Source organism: Nitratireductor mangrovi (assembly GCF_007922615.2).
In the GTDB taxonomy this organism is placed as follows: Bacteria; Pseudomonadota; Alphaproteobacteria; order Rhizobiales; family Rhizobiaceae; genus Mangrovimarina; species Mangrovimarina mangrovi.
This window is the reverse complement of sequence record NZ_CP042301.2, coordinates 3,404,654-3,419,635: the sequence shown is the minus strand read 5'-3', so window position 1 is coordinate 3,419,635 and position 14,982 is coordinate 3,404,654. Positions and strand designations below refer to the sequence as shown.

The following is a 14,982-nucleotide window of genomic DNA, read 5'->3' as shown; positions in this document are numbered from 1 at the left end:
GGCTGCGCGGCGTGCATCACCGTCTGCAACGCTTCCGCGCGCCATGCGCGGAAGCGTTGCCCCCCGTCCGCCTAGCTTTTCGTTCCGATCTGCGGCGTGTCGGCGCGCGCCTCGGCGATCTTCTCTCTCAACTCGTGAACGACGTCGTTGAACTCGCCCGTGTAGGTCAGGTCGATCGGGCGCGGACGTTCGAAGTCGATCTTGCGTTCCAGCACGACCTTGCCGGGCCGGGCGCTCATGACGAAGACGCGGTCGGCCAGGTAGACAGCCTCGCGCAGATCGTGGGTAACGAGCACCACGGTGAACTTCTTCTTCTGGTGCAGGTCGCGGATGACGCCCCACAGCTCCTCGCGCGTGAACGCGTCAAGCGCGCCGAAGGGCTCGTCGAGCATCAAGAGGCCCGGCTCGTGGATCAGCGCACGGCACAGATTGGCGCGCTGCTGCATGCCGCCGGAAAGCTGCCATGGATATCGCGGGCCGAAGCCGCCAAGCCCGACCAGTTCGAGCATCGCCTCGGCGCGCGCGACATATTCCGCCTTGTTCTTCCTCAGCCTCTCGGCATGCGGCGAGACGATCTCGAGCGGCAGCATGATGTTCTGCAAGGTGCGCCGCCAGGGAAGCAGCGAAGGGTTCTGGAAGGCCATGCCGACAATATCGAGCGGACCCTTGACCCGGTTCCCGTCGACCGTGATCCGGCCTTTCTGCGGCACCACGAGACCGGTGGTGAGTTTCATCAGGGTCGACTTGCCGCAGCCCGAAGGTCCCACCACGGCGGCGAATTCGCCCTCGCGGACCGACATCGTCAGATCCTCGACGGCCAGCACGCCTCCTCCCTCGCCGCCATAGGAAAGCGTGACGTCGGAGATATCGACGAAGTTTCTTGCCGCCGACTGTTCGGCCGGCGCCATCTGCGACCGGTCGAGCGAGACGGGCCGCTTGGCTTTCTTGCCGTCGGATTCGCTGATCATGCCTTCATTCCACAGAACGGTCATTGCCGTCTCCCATCATCCCATAAGCCGCGCCGGGCGGCCGGCATATTGCTTGTCAATGGTTCTGCGAGCGGTGCGCCCAGCCGGTAAACCGCTGTTCGATCATCGCCGTGACCGCGTAAAGCAGAATGCCGAGCACCGAGAGCACCAGCAGCGCGGCAAACACGATCGGCACCTGGAAGGCGGCCTGCGCGTCGAGCATCAGCTTTCCGAGCCCGCGGCTGGCACCGGCCGTCTCCGCGACGACCGCGCCGATGAAGGCAAGGGTGATGGCGACCTTGAGCGAGCCGAAGAAATGCGGCAGCGAGCGCGGGATACCGACCTTGGTCATGACGACCAGCTTCTTGGCGCCGAGCGCGCGCAGCACATCCTCCAGCTCCGGCTCGACGGTTGCCAGTCCTGTCGCCACGTTCACCACGATCGGGAAGAACGAGATCAGGAAGGCGGTGAGGATCGCCGGAACCGTGCCCAGGCCGAACCACAGGATCAGGATCGGAACGACGGCGACCTTGGGTATCGAGTTGAACGCGATCAGCGCCGGATAGACCGCGGAATAGACCGCGCGGTGCCAGCCGACGGCAACGCCGAGCAGCAGGCCGATGATGATGGCGAGCGCGAAGCCGACCAGCGTCGTCCACAGCGTCACGATGGTGTTGTCGAGGATCACCGCGCGGAATTCCCACAGCGCGTAGAGCGTCGAGGATGCCTTCGGCAGGATCGTCTCGGGAATGTCGAACAACCGGCACGCCACTTCCCAGATCAGGAACAGGCCGACGGTGAAAAGTACGGGCGAGGCGATGTTTTCGGCATGCCATGCCCAGTTGGTCCATCTCCGGTCAACGGCCGGCGCCATTTCGATTTGTGCCATGGTTGGTACCTTTTCGCGCGAACGGACCGGGAGCGGCATTGCCGCTCCCGGCGGCTCAGGTCAGGGGAGCATGCGCTCTTCACGCGGCGGCAGGAAGGCGTCGGTGTAGACGTCGTCGGCCGCCGGCTTGTTGGTGAAGTCGAAGGTGGTGGCGAGCTGGTCGATGGAACTTGCTAGGCGCTCCATCTCGACCGTGCCGAAGCCGTTTTCCTTCACATGGTCGGTGAAGTAGCATTGCGAGGCGACCACCTGCAGCCGTTCGAGCTCGATGTCGCGCTTGGCGATCGGGTTGAACTTCATCAGGCTGTCCATCGCGCCTTCGGGATCCCTGTAGGCTTCCTGGAAACCGCGAATGGTGGCGCGAACGAAGCCCTTCACCGCCTCCGGGTTCTCCTCGAGGAATTTCGGGCTCGCCATGACCGCACTGCCATAGAGATCGACCCCGTAGTCCGCCATCATCAGGCCAACCGCCTCGTCGTCGGAGATGCCCATGGCCTTGAGCGCCAGGATATTGCTGATGAAGGCCGTGACAGCGTCGACCTGCCCTTGCACGAGAAGTGTTTCACGAACCGGGAAGCCGACATTCTCGAAGTTGATGGTCGAGGAGTCGACATCGTTGATCTTGGCGAAGATCGGCCAGTGCGAATAGGCCGCGTCCGCCGCCGGCGCGCCGATCGTCTTGCCCTCGAGATCCTTGGGCGCGGCGATGCCGTTCTTTTTCAGGGTCAGCACGGCGAAGGGCGGCTTGTTGTAGGTGACCAGCACCGCCTTGATCTTGGCGGCATCGGCGGAGTCGCGATACTTGATCAGGGCATTGAGGTCCATCTGGCCGATGTCGTAGGAGCCGGAGGCGATACGGTTGATGCCGTCAAGGCTTCCGGTGCCCGGGTCGATGGTGACGTCGAGCCCCTCTTCCTCATAGAAGCCCTTGTCGAGGGCGACGAGGAACGGCGCCACATGGCCTTCGAAACGCCATTCATGGATGAACCGCACCTTGGTGAGTTCCTGGGCAACGACGGGCCCCGCCAGGGCGACGAACAGGATTGCAGTCAGAATTCGAGTCAGTTTGCGCATCTTCTCCTCCCAGCACCCGGCCGTGGTGACGACCGGTTGAACAAGCGCCAACAAGAAGCCATCGCCCGGACGATGTGCGTGCACATTCCCTTAGGGCCATGGTCGCCGGGGGCCGAAAGCCCCGGTTGAAATCCAGCGGATTGGGAAGTCCGTTTCGAGAGCGCAGCCCAACCCGTTGGTGTTCCAACAAGTGAGCAATTATCTCCCCCGCTCAAGGAGCGGCAAGGATTGGTGCGCTTCTACTCACGCGGCCCGATTACGCTACATCGGGCGTCATCGCCTGTCAAAGCGAAACACTTGTTAGCAGGAGAGGGGCAATGCGTCGCCGCATCGTCGGTCTGCGAACGGGCGTCGGCGGGGCCCGCGACGAGCCCGCGGGCGAGATGAGGCGCCGGCCTCAGGCGCCCCAGATCACCGCTTCCTCGTGCCGCTTGATGAGGTGGCGCAGGCTCTTGAACGCCTCGGTGACATGGCCGGCAAAGGCGTCGACCGCGGGCGCGCGGGGCGCATTGGCGAGCCTCAGAAGCCCCAGCGCCCGCTGCGGATGCGGCACGTTGACGGGCAAGGCGGTGATCGCGTTCTCCTTTCGGAAGGCGAAGACGACACCGTGCGGCAGCACGGTGAGGGCGTCGGTTCCCTTCAGGTAGATCATGGCGCTGGTCAGCGATCCGCCGGAATAGCGCACATTGATTTCGGTGGCGCCGAGCGACAGCAGCAGGCTGTGCAGGTCGGCCAGCAGCGGACTGCCGGGAGGCGGCGCGATCCAGGGAAAGTCGAGCAACTCGCTCGTGCTGAGCTTGCGCCGCAAGAGCAGCGGATGTGTCGAACGGCAGGCGACGACGTTGCGCCCGGGCAGAATTTCCGTGAACACCAGCCCGGAACCCTCGTCGAGGATGGCCATCGGGCAGATGGCCAGGTCGAGCCGGTCGGCGTGGATGCCGGCCTGCAGTTCGGGCAGATAGCCGTAGCTCTGCTCGACGCGGACGTCCGGGTAGGCGTTCTGGAATTCGGCGATGATGCCGGAGATCAGCGCATCCATGAAGAACGGCGTGCCGCCGATGCGCACCGTGCCCGTGCGCCCGTAGCGGAAGCTGTCGACGACTTCGGATGCCTTGCGGGAGGCCAGCAGCATCGTCTGGCCATGTTCGGCAAGCGCCCGCCCGAGCGGCGTCGGCTGCAGCGGCCGCCTTCCCTTCAGGAACAGAGGTTCACCGAGCCGCTTCTCGAGCATGGCGAGTGTGCGTGAGACTGCCGGCTGCGACATGCCGATGGACGCCGCCCCTTCGGTCACGCTGCCCGCCCGCACCACGGCGGCCAGCTGCAGCAGATGCCTTTCATCGAGCTTCATAGCGATATGCTATATTAATTGGCCGGAAAATCATCAACCGCGCGTCAAGCGCCTGCTAGCCTTTGTCGAGGTCAAGCTCGGGGAGAGGCATGCCGGCGTCCGGAAGCCCGCAAACGCTGAATGCGCGCAACGCGTCCGACATCGTCGGGCGGCGGCTTTCGCGCGCGGGCGACGGAGCCTTGCCACAGGCGCTGGCGAGCGTGGTTCGACACCTGCATGAGGTAATCCTCGAAGTCCGCCCGACGGCCGCGCAATGGCGCGATGCGGTGACCTTCCTGACCGAGGTCGGGCATGCGAGTGACGAACGCCGTCAGGAATGGGTGCTTTTGTCCGACCTGCTCGGCATCACCGCCCTGATCGAGGAAATCAATTCGCAGCGTCCGCGCGGCGCGACACCGAACACGCCGCGTGGGCCGTTCTATCGGGCCGACGCTCCCCGGCTGCCGCTCGGCGCCGACATCTGCCTTGACGGTCGCGGCGAGCCGCTCGAGGTCAGCGGCCGGGTGGTCGACCTCGACGGCAAACCGGTCGCGGGTGCCATCGTCGAAACCTGGCAGGCCAACGGCCAGGGCCTTTACGAAAACCAGCAGCCCGATCTCCAGCCCGAATTCAATCTGCGCGGCAGCTTCCGCACCGACGCGGCCGGGCGCTTTTACTACCGGACAGTGAAGCCTGCGGGGTACAAGGTGCCCGACGATGGACCCGCCGGGCAACTGCTCGACAGCATCGGCTATCCGCTTCGCCGGCCGGCTCACCTGCATTTTCTGGTCCGCGCCGGCGGGTTCGAGACGATCACGACGCAGATATTCGACCGCGCCGATCCTGCCTTGAACGAGGATGCGACGTTTTGCGTCAAACCGGAGTTGGTCGCCAGTTTCGGTTGCGCCAGTGGCGATGACGGGCTGCGCTGGACGCTCGAACTCGATCTCGTCATGGCGCGTGACCGCAATGCGAGGGCCGCGTCATGACGCTGCCCGACTTCACCTATGTGGGCCACCCCGTGACCGTTGTTTTCGGCCGTGGAGCAAGTCGCGCGGTCGGCGAATGGATCGAACGGATTGGCTGCCGCCGCGCGCTCGTCCTTTCGACGCCGCAGCAGGCGGCCGATGCCGAAGCCATGGCCGCCTCGCTGGGCGATCGCGGCGCGGGCGTCTTCGCCGGTGCGGCGATGCACACGCCGGTTGCTGTTACGGAACAGGCGCTCGTCCGGCTTCGCGAAAGCGGCGCCGACTGCCTCGTCGCGCTGGGCGGTGGATCGACCACGGGGCTGGGCAAGGCCATCGCGCTGCGTACCGACCTGCCGCAGATCGTCATTCCGACCACCTATGCCGGTTCGGAGGTCACCGACATTCTCGGCCAGACCGAAGGCGGAACAAAGACTACGCTTCGCGACCCGAGGGTGCGGCCGGAAGTCGTCATCTACGATCCCGACCTGACGTTTGGCCTGCCGGTGGCGATGAGTGTCACCAGCGGCCTCAACGCCATGGCACACGCGGCCGAGGCGCTTTACGCCCGTGACCGCAATCCGATCTCCACCCTGATGGCGGTCGAAGGCCTGCGCGCGATGCGTCAGGCCCTTCCTGTCATTACCGGCAGCCCAAGCGATGCCGAGGCTCGCACGTCGGCGCTTTATGGCGCCTGGCTGTGCGGCACGGTGCTGGGAACGGTCGGAATGGCGCTTCATCACAAGATCTGCCACACGCTCGGCGGCACTTTCGACACGCCGCACGCGGAAACGCATGCGATCATGCTGCCTTATTCGATTGCCTACAATGCCGGCGCTGTGCCCGACCTGCTCGCGCCGATCGCCGATATTTTCGGCGCGCCGGCAGGCGTGGGCCTGTGGGACTTTGCCCGCATGGTCGACGCGCCGGCCTCGTTGCGCGAACTCGGGCTGTCGGCTGCCGATCTCGATCGGGCCGCGGAGATCGCGACCGCCAACCCTTACTGGAACCCGCGCCCGGTGGAACGGGATGCGATCGGCGCGATGCTGCACGCTGCCTGGCGCGGCGACCGTCCGCAAGACTGAACGACAAAGGGAGGAAACGACAATGATCAGCAGACGAACACTCTTGAAGTCCGCCGCCGCAAGCGGCGCCGCGGCCGGCCTTGCCGGCCTGCCGATGCCGGCGATCGGGCAGGCGTCGGCCGTCCGCCTCGGCTATGTCAGCCCGCAGACGGGACCGCTGGCCGCCTTCGCCGAGGCCGACAATTTCATCATCGAAGGTTTCAAGGCGGCGGCCAGCGCGGCCGGCCTCGAAGCCGAGGTGATCGTCAAGGACAGCCAGTCCAATCCCAACCGCGCGGCGGAGGTCGCCGGCGAACTGATCGTCGATGACGAGATCAACCTGATGCTTGTCGCCTCGACGCCGGAGACCACCAATCCGGTGACGACCACCTGCGAGGCGGAGGAGATCCCCTGCATCTCGACCGTGGCGCCGTGGCAGCCCTGGTTCATCGGCCAGCAGGCCAATCCCGGCGATCCGGGCTCATGGCAGCCTTTCAACAGCGCCTTCCACTTCTTCTGGGGACTGGAGGACGTGATCGCGGTCTTCACCAACATGTGGGCGCAGGTCGAGACCAACAAGTCGGTCGGCGGGCTGTTTCCCAATGATGGCGACGGCAATGCCTGGGGCGATCCCAATGTCGGCTTCCCGCCGGTCCTCGCCGATCAGGGCTACACCCTGACCGATCCCGGCCGCTACCAGAACCTGACCGACGACTTTTCGGCCCAGATCAACGCCTTCAAGCAGGCCAACTGCGAGGTGATCACCGGGGTGATGATCCCGCCGGACTTCACCACCTTCTGGAACCAGGCCAAGCAGCAGGGCTTCACGCCGAAGGTCGCCTCGATCGGCAAGGCGATCCTTTTCCCGCAGGCCGTCGAAGCGCTGGGAGACGCCGGCCACAACCTCTCCTCGGAGGTCTGGTGGTCGCCGAGCCATCCCTTCAAGTCGTCGCTGACCGGCGCAAGCGCGGCCGATCTCGCCGCCGGCTTCACGGAGGCGACAGGACGGCCGTGGACCCAGCCGATCGGCTTCGTGCACGCCCTGTTCGAGGTCGCCGCCGACGTCATGAAGCGGGTCTCCGATCCGACCGATTCGGCAGCCGTCGTCGAGGCGATCGCGGCGACGAAGCTCGACACCATCGTCGGGCCGCTTGCCTGGGACGGCGCCAACCTGCCGCCCTTCGCGCAGAAAAACGTCGCCAAGACACCGCTTGTCGGCGGACAATGGCGATTGAAGGAGGGTGGAGGTTACGACCTCGTCATCACCGACAACAAGACGGCGCCGAACATTCCGACCGGCGGCGCCATGGAAGCCATCGCCTGAAGCGGCAAGGCGGACGGGGATTCCCGTCCGCCTGCCTCATCGAGGAGTGGATACGCGTGACATCGGTTCTCAAGCTGGAACAGGTGAACAAGAGCTTCGGCGCCCTCAGGGTGGCCGACGACGTCTCGTTCGACGTTCCGGCGGGTCAGGCACTGGGCATCATCGGCCCGAACGGCGCCGGCAAGTCGACGCTGTTCAACCTGATCACCGGCAACGTCGCCGTCGACGGCGGCCGCATCGCCTTTTCGGGCCGGGACATCACCCGGACGCACCCGATGCAGCGCTGTCTGATGGGGATCGGCCGTACGTTCCAGATCCCTCAGCCCTTCGAGAAGCTGACGGTGTTCGAGAACCTGCTCGTCGCGGCGATGTTCGGTTCGGGGGCGAGCGAGGCCGAGGCCGCCGATGCCTGCGCGGATATCCTGGCCGAGACCGGTCTCGTGCGGCGGGCCAACGTGCCTGCCGGCGGTCTGTCGCTGCTCGAACGCAAAAGGCTGGAACTGGCCCGCGCGCTGGCGACGCAGCCGACGCTGCTTCTGCTCGACGAGATCGCCGGCGGGCTGACGGAAGCCGAATGCGGTCAGCTCGTGGAGACGATCCGGCGCGTCCATGGCGGCGGCGTCACCATCGTCTGGATCGAGCATGTGCTCCACGCGCTGACCTCCGTGGTCGACCGCCTCCTCGTGCTCGACTTCGGCAAGGTGATCGGCATCGGCGATCCGGCGGAGATCATGGAGTCGCGCGCGGTCCGCGAGATCTATCTGGGCATCGAAGTATGAAACACGCGCTGGTCATCGGTGGCGGGATCGGCGGTCTGGCTGCCGCATTGGCGCTTCACGCGAACGGAATTCGCGCGACCGTGTTCGAGGCCGTGGCCGCGTTGCGGCCGCTCGGTGTCGGTATCAACCTTCTGCCGCATGGCGCGCGCGTGCTCTACGGGCTCGGCCTGGGCGATGCACTCGACCGCAGCGGGATTCGCACCCGCGCCATCGAATACCGGACCCGCTACGGCCACCTGATCGCGTCGGATCCGCGTGGCATCGAGGCCGGCTTCGAGCACCCGCAATATTCGATCCATCGCGGCCACCTCCAGATGCTCCTGCTCGACGCGGTCCGCGAAAGGCTCGGCGAAGAAGCGGTGCAAACGGGGATGCGGCTCGAGACCTTCGAGCAGACCTGCGGCGGGGTGACCGCCCGCTTCCGTACGCCGTCGGGCGAAACGATCAAAGTCGGCGGCGACCTGCTGGTCGGCGCGGACGGGTTTCACTCGCGCGTTCGTTCCATCCTCCATCCCGACGAAGGGCCGGCCCATGCCGAGGGAATGATGATGTTTCGCGGCGCCGTCGAGCGCGAACCCTTCGGCGACGGCCGCACCATGTTCATCGCCGGCAACCATGATGTGAAGTTCGTCTGCTACCCGATTTCGGAGAAAGCGCGCCGGCGCGGGCGCTCGCTCGTCAACTGGGTCGCCGAGGTGCGCCACGACCGGCCGAGGCCGGCGACGGAGGCCGGCTGGGCGGACCGCGGCGATCGGGACTTCATCTCGGCGTTCAGCGAATTCCGCATGCCCGATATCGACATCGTCGAACTGATGAGTTCGACCGAGACCGTGCTCGAATATCCGATGATCGATCGCGATCCGCTCGGGCACTGGGGGCGGGGCCGGGCGACGCTGCTCGGCGACGCCGCCCATCCGATGTACCCGATCGGCGCGAATGGTGCTTCCCAGGCGATCATCGATGCCGGCGCTCTGGCCGCCCATCTCGGCGAAGCGGTGTCGGTCGATGAGGGGCTGGCGACTTATGAGGCGGATCGGCTGCCCAGGACGTCCGGCGTCGTGCTTGCCAATCGCCAGGCCGGACCGGAACAGGTTCTCGACATCGCCGACGCCCGCCTCACCGGTCCTGATGACGCCCTCGAGGATCTCATCGCCCCGCATGAAGTCGAGGCGGTGGCGAGCCGCTATCGCCAGGTCGCGGGCTTTACGCGGAGGGCCGAGTGAGCATGCTGCTGGAAACGAGGCGCCTTTCGGCCCGCTACGGCGACTTCCAGGCCCTGTTCGGCGTCGACATCGCACTAGGGCCCGGTGAGACCGTCGCCGTCATAGGAGCAAATGGCGCCGGCAAGACCACCTTGCTGCGCTCGATCGCTGGCGTGCTTGCCAACGCCGCCGACGAGATCGTCTTTAATGGTGAGCCGATCGGCGCACTTTCGGCGCCGAAGGTCATGGCACGCGGCATCGCGATGGTGCCGGAGGGCCGCCGCCTGTTTCCGTCGCTGTCGGTCGAGGAGAACCTTCTGATCGGCCGCCACGGCCGCGCGGTCGACGGCGTATGGTCGCTGGAAACCATCTACGAGCTGTTTCCGGTCCTGCGCGAACGCCGCGACAATCCGGGCACCGCGCTCTCGGGCGGCCAGCAGCAGATGGTGGCGATCGGGCGCGCGCTGATGTCCAATCCGCGCGTGCTCCTTTGCGACGAAATCAGCCTCGGCCTCGCTCCGGTCGTCATCCGCGACATCTACGCGGCCTTTCCGCGCATCCTGGCAAGCGGGGCATCCGTGATCGTCGTGGAGCAGAATATCGGTCAGGCGCTCAAGGTCGCCGACCGCGTCTATTGCCTCATGGAAGGTCGGGTGACGCTGACCGGCACACCGGCGTCGCTGACCCGCGACGACATCCACGCCGCCTATTTCGGGGTGGCGGCATGAACTGGCTCGACACCATCGTGCAAGGCATCCTGCTGGGCGGGCTCTACGCGCTGTTTGCGGCCGGCCTCAGCCTCGTCTTCGGCATCATGCGGCTGGTCAATCTCGCCCATGGCGACCTGATCGTGCTGGCTGCCTTCCTGATCCTCCTCCTGGTCACAGCGCTCGGGCTCAATGCCTTCGTCGCCGCGCTGGTGGCGGCGCCGCTGATGTTCGCGGTCGGCTGGTTTCTCCAGTACCACGTTCTCAACCGGACGCTCGGCGACGACATCCTGCCGCCGCTGCTGGTCACGTTCGGCCTTTCGATCGTGATCCAGAACGCCCTGCTGGAAGGCTTTTCCGCCGACAGCCGCCGCATCCCGGCGGGCGGCGCGCTCGAAACGGCATCGCTCGATCTTGGCGCGGTCAGTGTTGGGGTGATGCCGTTGCTCACCTTCGTCTCGGCGGTCGCGGTTATCGTCATTCTCAACCGTGTCTTCTACGGCACCGCCCTCGGGCGCGCGTTCCGGGCGACATCGGACGACCCGGTGACGGCCGGCCTCATGGGCGTCGAGCCCCGGCGCGTCTTCGCCACCGCCACCGGTATCGCGATGGTCGTCGTCACCATTGCCGCGCTCTATCTCGGCACCCGCGCCAATTTCGACCCGACCATCGGTCCTGCGCGGCTGATCTACGCTTTCGAGGCGGTCATCATCGGCGGCCTCGGCTCGCTGTGGGGCACGCTTGCCGGCGGCATCATCATCGGCGTCGCCCAGACGGTCGGCGCCGCGGTCAATCCGGAGTGGCAGATCCTCGCGGGCCATGTCGCCTTCCTGGTCGTGCTCATCGTCAGGCCGCGCGGCCTCTTCCCGCGCGCCGCCGACTAGGAGCACGCCATGGACGCAACCGTTCGCAACTGGAAGGTCGAGACACGCACCCGCGCGTCGACCGGCTTCGCCGTCGTTGCCCTGGTGTTGGTCGTTGTCGGCCTGCTGGCGCCGTTCTTCATCGGGCGCAGCATGCTGCGCGATCTCTTTTCCATCCTGACCATGCTGGTGCTGGCGCAGAGCTGGAACCTGCTCGCCGGCTATGCCGGGCTCGTCTCGGTCGGGCAGCAGGCCTTTGTCGGCTTTGGCGCCTATGCCATGTTCGCCTGCGTCAGCCTGTGGGGGATCGATCCCGTCACCGCGATCCTCGCCGGCGGTGTCGCGGCGGCGCTGCTTTCCATCCCGACCGGGTTCTTCGCCTTCCGCCTGCATGGCGCCTATTTCGCGATCGGCACCTGGGTCGTCGCCGAGGTGGTCCGCCTCCTGCTCGCGCAATGGAAGGCGCTTGGCGGGGGCACAGGAACGTCGCTTCCTTCCGGAGCCACCCGCGACATGGCGGTGGTTGAGGCGATCGCCGAATGGTTCGGCGTGCGCTCCTCGCACGCTTCAGACATCCTGACCTACTGGCTCGCGCTGCTGCTTGCCGCGCTCACCATCGGGGCCGTCTACAAGCTGCTGCGCACCCGCCAGGGGCTAGGGCTCGCGGCGGTGAGGGACAACCACCAGGCAGCCGCCGCCCTCGGCGTCGACGGGGCGCGGCTGCGATGGGTAATCTATGTCGGTTCCGCCTTCGTCACCGGCCTTGCCGGGGCGCTGATCTATGTCCAGACGGCCCGCATCTCGCCGGACGCCGCCTTCTCGGTGGTCGACTGGACCGCCTATGTCATCTTCATCGTGGTCATCGGCGGCATCGGCACCATCGAGGGACCGATCGTCGGCGTCCTTGTCTTTTTTGTTCTGCAGAACCTGCTGGCCGACTACGGCTCCTGGTACCTGCTCGTGCTTGGCCTGATCGGCATCCTGGTAATGCTGTTCGCGCCGCGCGGCCTTTGGGGCCTGTTCTCGGATCGTACCGGCATCCAGTTCTTTCCGGTTCGCCGCATCCTGACCGGCGGCCCGGCCATCACCGAAAGTTCGCATCAAGGGGGAGAGCCGCATGGCTGACATCACTACCGACGTTCTCGTCATCGGCACCGGGCCCGCGGGTTCGGCGACTGCTGCGCTGTTGTCCACCTATGGCGTGGAGAACATGGTGATCAACCGCTACCGCTGGCTTGCCAACACGCCGCGTGCGCACATCACCAACCAGCGCACGATGGAGGTGCTGCGCGACCTCGGTACGGAGGTGGAGAAGGAGGCCTACCTCTTTGCCACCGAACAGGATCTGATGGGCGAGAACATCTTCTGCACGTCGCTTGCCGGCGAGGAGATCGGCAGGCTGAAGACCTGGGGCAAGCATCCGCTCTCCCGCGCCGAGCACCAGCTTTCGTCGCCGTCCTTCATGAACGATCTGCCGCAGACCTTCATGGAGCCGCTGCTCTTCAAGACGGCGTGCTCGCGCGGCACCCAGGCGCGCATGTCGACGGAGTATCTCTCCCACGAGCAGGACGCCGAGGGCGTCACCACGACCTGTCGCGACCGGCTGACCGGCAGGAACATCACCATCCGCTCGAAATATCTGGTCGGCGCCGACGGCGGCAACTCCAGGGTCGCCGAACATGCGGGCCTCGAGTTCGAAGGCAAGATGGGCGTCGGCGGCTCGATGAACATCCTGTTCAAGGCCGACCTGTCGAAATATGTCGCCCACCGCCCTTCCGTGCTCTACTGGGTGCTGCAGCCGGGCTCCAATGTCGGCGGCATCGGCATGGGCCTGGTGCGCATGGTGCGGCCCTGGAACGAGTGGCTGATCGTCTGGGGCTACGACATCAACGAACCGGAGCCCGAGGTCGACGAGGCCTTCGCCACCAAGGTCGCGCGCGACCTCGTCGGCGATCCCGAGCTGGAAATCGACCTGCAATCGGTCTCCACCTGGACCGTCAACAACATGTACGCGACCACCATGTCCAATGGCCGCGTCTTCTGCATGGGCGACGCCACGCACCGCCATCCGCCCTCCAACGGGCTCGGCTCGAACACCTCGATCCAGGACGGCTTCAACCTCGCCTGGAAGCTTTCCATGGTGCTCAAGGGGCAGGCGGGGCCGAAGCTGCTCGCCAGCTATCAGGACGAGCGCGCGCCCGTCGCCAAGCAGATCGTGACGCGCGCCAACCAGTCGATCGAGGAGTTCGGCCCGATCTTCGAGGCCCTGGGTCTGCTGGAATCGATCGACCCGGTCAAGATGCAGCAGAACATGGACGCCCGCTGCGACGACACGCCGGAAGCCGAAAGACAACGCGAGGCGGTGCGCAAGGCGATCGCCTCCAAGGTCTACGAGTTCGACGCACACGGCGTCGAGATGAACCACCGCTACAAGTCCGACGCGGTGCTCATGGACGGCCAGTCCGAGCCGCCCTTCGACAAGGACCCGGAGTTGCACTACCAGCCGACGACCTTTCCCGGCGCCAGGCTGCCGCATGCCTGGGTTTTCGCCGATGACGGATCGAAGGTCTCCACGCTCGACCTGGCAGGCAAGGGAAGCTTCGCCGTTCTGACCGGCATCGGCGGTCAGGGCTGGGTCGACGCCGCCGCCGAGGTCGGCGAGGAGTTCGGTATCGAGATCGCCGCGCATGTGATCGGGCCACGCCAGCAATGGCACGATTTCACCGGCGACTGGGCGCGCGCCCGCGAAGTGCGCGATTCGGGCGTCATTCTGACCCGGCCCGACCAGCACGTCGCCTGGCGCCGCGACACGATTGCCGAAGATCCTGCCGCCGAGCTCCGCCGCGTCCTCAAAACCGTCCTCGACAGGTGAACGCCATGACCGCAGCGCACGAGAAGGGTTTCTTCACGGAGGAGAACTCCGTCGAGGTGGTCACGGGCCGCAACGTCGGGGCGAAAGACGAACGGCTGAAGGTCGTCATGGAGGTCATTACCCGCAAGCTGCACGAAGCCGTCAAGGAGATAGAGCCGACCCAGGAGGAATGGTTCGAGGCGATCATGTTCCTCACCCGGACCGGGCACATGTGCAACGACTGGCGCCAGGAATTCATCCTTCTCTCCGATGTGCTCGGCGTTTCGATGCTGGTCGACGCGATCAACAACCGCAAGCCGTCCGGCGCTTCGGAATCGACGGTGCTCGGCCCGTTCCACGTCGCCAATGCGCCCGAACTGCCCATGGGCGCCAACATCTGCCTCGACGCCAAGGGCGAGGACATGGCGGTGTCGGGCCGCATCCTCGACACCGAGGGCAATCCACTGGCCGGCGCCGTCATCGACGTCTGGCAGGCCAATGACGAGGGTTTCTACGACGTCCAGCAGAAGGGCATCCAGCCGGATTTCAATCTGCGCGGCGTGTTCAGGACCGGCCCTGACGGCCGCTACTGGTTTCGCGCCGTAAAGCCGAAATTCTACCCGATCCCCGACGACGGGCCGGTTGGCAAGCTGCTCGGATCGCTCGGGCGTCACCCCTTCAGGCCGGCGCATCTGCACTACATCATCAAGGCCGACGGGTTCGAAACGCTGACCACCCACATCTTCGACCCGGACGATCCCTATATCAATTCCGACGCGGTGTTCGGGGTGAAGGAAAGCCTGCTCGCCGAATTCCGGAAGGTGGACGATGCGGCGGCGGCAAAGGAGCTGCAACTCACGGCGCCGTTCTGGCAGGTCGAGCACGATTTCGTCCTCGCGCGACAGAAGCGGTAAAGGCCGCCAGCCCGACCTCTGCGGAAAGGTCGGTAGGGCTCGCCGATTTGCGGAA

14 protein-coding genes are annotated in these 14,982 nt (G+C 65.8%); 10 read left to right on the top strand and 4 right to left on the bottom strand.

All coding sequences use genetic code 11. The features are described 5' to 3' along the window. Positions 1-71: 71 nt before the first annotated feature. From FQ775_RS16620 to FQ775_RS16605, 4 genes are all read right to left on the bottom strand, one after another. A complete protein-coding gene (locus FQ775_RS16620) occupies positions 72-908 on the bottom strand; it encodes an ABC transporter ATP-binding protein (RefSeq protein WP_146301845.1) in 837 nt (278 codons plus the stop codon). 136 nt (positions 909-1,044) lie between these two features. Then, positions 1,045-1,857, bottom strand: a complete 813-nt coding sequence (locus FQ775_RS16615; protein ID WP_246730157.1) for an ABC transporter permease — start codon at positions 1,855-1,857, stop codon at positions 1,045-1,047. A gap of 60 nt (positions 1,858-1,917) precedes the next feature. Further along, positions 1,918-2,931, bottom strand: a complete 1,014-nt coding sequence (locus tag FQ775_RS16610; RefSeq protein WP_146298505.1) for an ABC transporter substrate-binding protein — start codon at positions 2,929-2,931, stop codon at positions 1,918-1,920. A 397-nt stretch (positions 2,932-3,328) separates the two neighbouring features. Next, the gene (locus FQ775_RS16605; RefSeq protein WP_146298504.1) at positions 3,329-4,279 is read right to left on the bottom strand and encodes a LysR family transcriptional regulator; all 951 of its coding nucleotides are present in this window, start codon (positions 4,277-4,279) and stop codon (positions 3,329-3,331) included. A gap of 89 nt (positions 4,280-4,368) precedes the next feature. Between FQ775_RS16605 and FQ775_RS16600 the strand changes: the two genes are divergently transcribed. The 10 genes from FQ775_RS16600 to FQ775_RS16555 are packed head-to-tail and all read left to right on the top strand — an operon-like array spanning position 4,369 to position 14,927. Further along, entirely contained in the window at positions 4,369-5,247 is an 879-nt protein-coding gene (locus FQ775_RS16600) for a dioxygenase family protein (protein ID WP_146298503.1), read from the top strand. Next, complete coding sequence (locus tag FQ775_RS16595) at positions 5,244-6,308, top strand: maleylacetate reductase (protein ID WP_146298502.1); 1,065 nt, start codon at positions 5,244-5,246, stop codon at positions 6,306-6,308. Before FQ775_RS16600 ends, FQ775_RS16595 begins: the two co-directional genes overlap by 4 nt. Positions 6,309-6,330: 22 nt before the next feature. Next, the gene (locus FQ775_RS16590) at positions 6,331-7,611 is read left to right on the top strand and encodes an ABC transporter substrate-binding protein (protein WP_146298501.1); all 1,281 of its coding nucleotides are present in this window, start codon (positions 6,331-6,333) and stop codon (positions 7,609-7,611) included. A 56-nt stretch (positions 7,612-7,667) separates the two neighbouring features. Further along, on the top strand, positions 7,668-8,390 hold the full coding sequence (locus FQ775_RS16585) for an ABC transporter ATP-binding protein (protein WP_246730156.1): 723 nt from the start codon (positions 7,668-7,670) through the stop codon (positions 8,388-8,390). After that, positions 8,387-9,613 carry a flavin-dependent oxidoreductase gene (locus FQ775_RS16580; protein WP_146298499.1) on the top strand — a complete coding sequence of 409 codons (1,227 nt, stop codon included), beginning with the start codon at positions 8,387-8,389 and terminating at the stop codon, positions 9,611-9,613. The genes FQ775_RS16585 and FQ775_RS16580 overlap by 4 nt, the downstream gene beginning before the upstream one ends. A gap of 2 nt (positions 9,614-9,615) precedes the next feature. Further along, on the top strand, positions 9,616-10,320 hold the full coding sequence (locus FQ775_RS16575; RefSeq protein ID WP_146301843.1) for an ABC transporter ATP-binding protein: 705 nt from the start codon (positions 9,616-9,618) through the stop codon (positions 10,318-10,320). Further along, positions 10,317-11,183, top strand: a complete 867-nt coding sequence (locus FQ775_RS16570) for a branched-chain amino acid ABC transporter permease (RefSeq protein ID WP_146298498.1) — start codon at positions 10,317-10,319, stop codon at positions 11,181-11,183. The genes FQ775_RS16575 and FQ775_RS16570 overlap by 4 nt, the downstream gene beginning before the upstream one ends. A 9-nt stretch (positions 11,184-11,192) precedes the next feature. Continuing rightward, positions 11,193-12,287 carry a branched-chain amino acid ABC transporter permease gene (locus FQ775_RS16565; RefSeq protein WP_146298497.1) on the top strand — a complete coding sequence of 365 codons (1,095 nt, stop codon included), beginning with the start codon at positions 11,193-11,195 and terminating at the stop codon, positions 12,285-12,287. After that, the gene (locus tag FQ775_RS16560; RefSeq protein WP_146298496.1) at positions 12,280-14,034 is read left to right on the top strand and encodes an FAD-dependent oxidoreductase; all 1,755 of its coding nucleotides are present in this window, start codon (positions 12,280-12,282) and stop codon (positions 14,032-14,034) included. Before FQ775_RS16565 ends, FQ775_RS16560 begins: the two co-directional genes overlap by 8 nt. Positions 14,035-14,039: 5 nt before the next feature. After that, positions 14,040-14,927 (top strand): intradiol ring-cleavage dioxygenase, encoded by an 888-nt coding sequence (locus FQ775_RS16555; protein ID WP_146298495.1) that lies wholly within the window; start codon positions 14,040-14,042, stop codon positions 14,925-14,927. Positions 14,928-14,982: the final 55 nt, after the last annotated feature.

Coding starts and splice junctions, on each gene's coding strand:
- FQ775_RS16595 (WP_146298502.1), top strand. CDS start 5,244: ATGACGCTGCCCGACTTCACCTATGTGGGCCACCCCGTGACCGTTGTT.
- FQ775_RS16615 (WP_246730157.1), bottom strand. CDS start 1,857: ATGGCACAAATCGAAATGGCGCCGGCCGTTGACCGGAGATGGACCAAC.
- FQ775_RS16605 (WP_146298504.1), bottom strand. CDS start 4,279: ATGAAGCTCGATGAAAGGCATCTGCTGCAGCTGGCCGCCGTGGTGCGG.
- FQ775_RS16555 (WP_146298495.1), top strand. CDS start 14,040: ATGACCGCAGCGCACGAGAAGGGTTTCTTCACGGAGGAGAACTCCGTC.
- FQ775_RS16575 (WP_146301843.1), top strand. CDS start 9,616: ATGCTGCTGGAAACGAGGCGCCTTTCGGCCCGCTACGGCGACTTCCAG.
- FQ775_RS16620 (WP_146301845.1), bottom strand. CDS start 908: ATGGCGCCGGCCGAACAGTCGGCGGCAAGAAACTTCGTCGATATCTCC.
- FQ775_RS16580 (WP_146298499.1), top strand. CDS start 8,387: ATGAAACACGCGCTGGTCATCGGTGGCGGGATCGGCGGTCTGGCTGCC.
- FQ775_RS16600 (WP_146298503.1), top strand. CDS start 4,369: ATGCCGGCGTCCGGAAGCCCGCAAACGCTGAATGCGCGCAACGCGTCC.
- FQ775_RS16560 (WP_146298496.1), top strand. CDS start 12,280: ATGGCTGACATCACTACCGACGTTCTCGTCATCGGCACCGGGCCCGCG.
- FQ775_RS16590 (WP_146298501.1), top strand. CDS start 6,331: ATGATCAGCAGACGAACACTCTTGAAGTCCGCCGCCGCAAGCGGCGCC.
- FQ775_RS16570 (WP_146298498.1), top strand. CDS start 10,317: ATGAACTGGCTCGACACCATCGTGCAAGGCATCCTGCTGGGCGGGCTC.
- FQ775_RS16610 (WP_146298505.1), bottom strand. CDS start 2,931: ATGCGCAAACTGACTCGAATTCTGACTGCAATCCTGTTCGTCGCCCTG.
- FQ775_RS16565 (WP_146298497.1), top strand. CDS start 11,193: ATGGACGCAACCGTTCGCAACTGGAAGGTCGAGACACGCACCCGCGCG.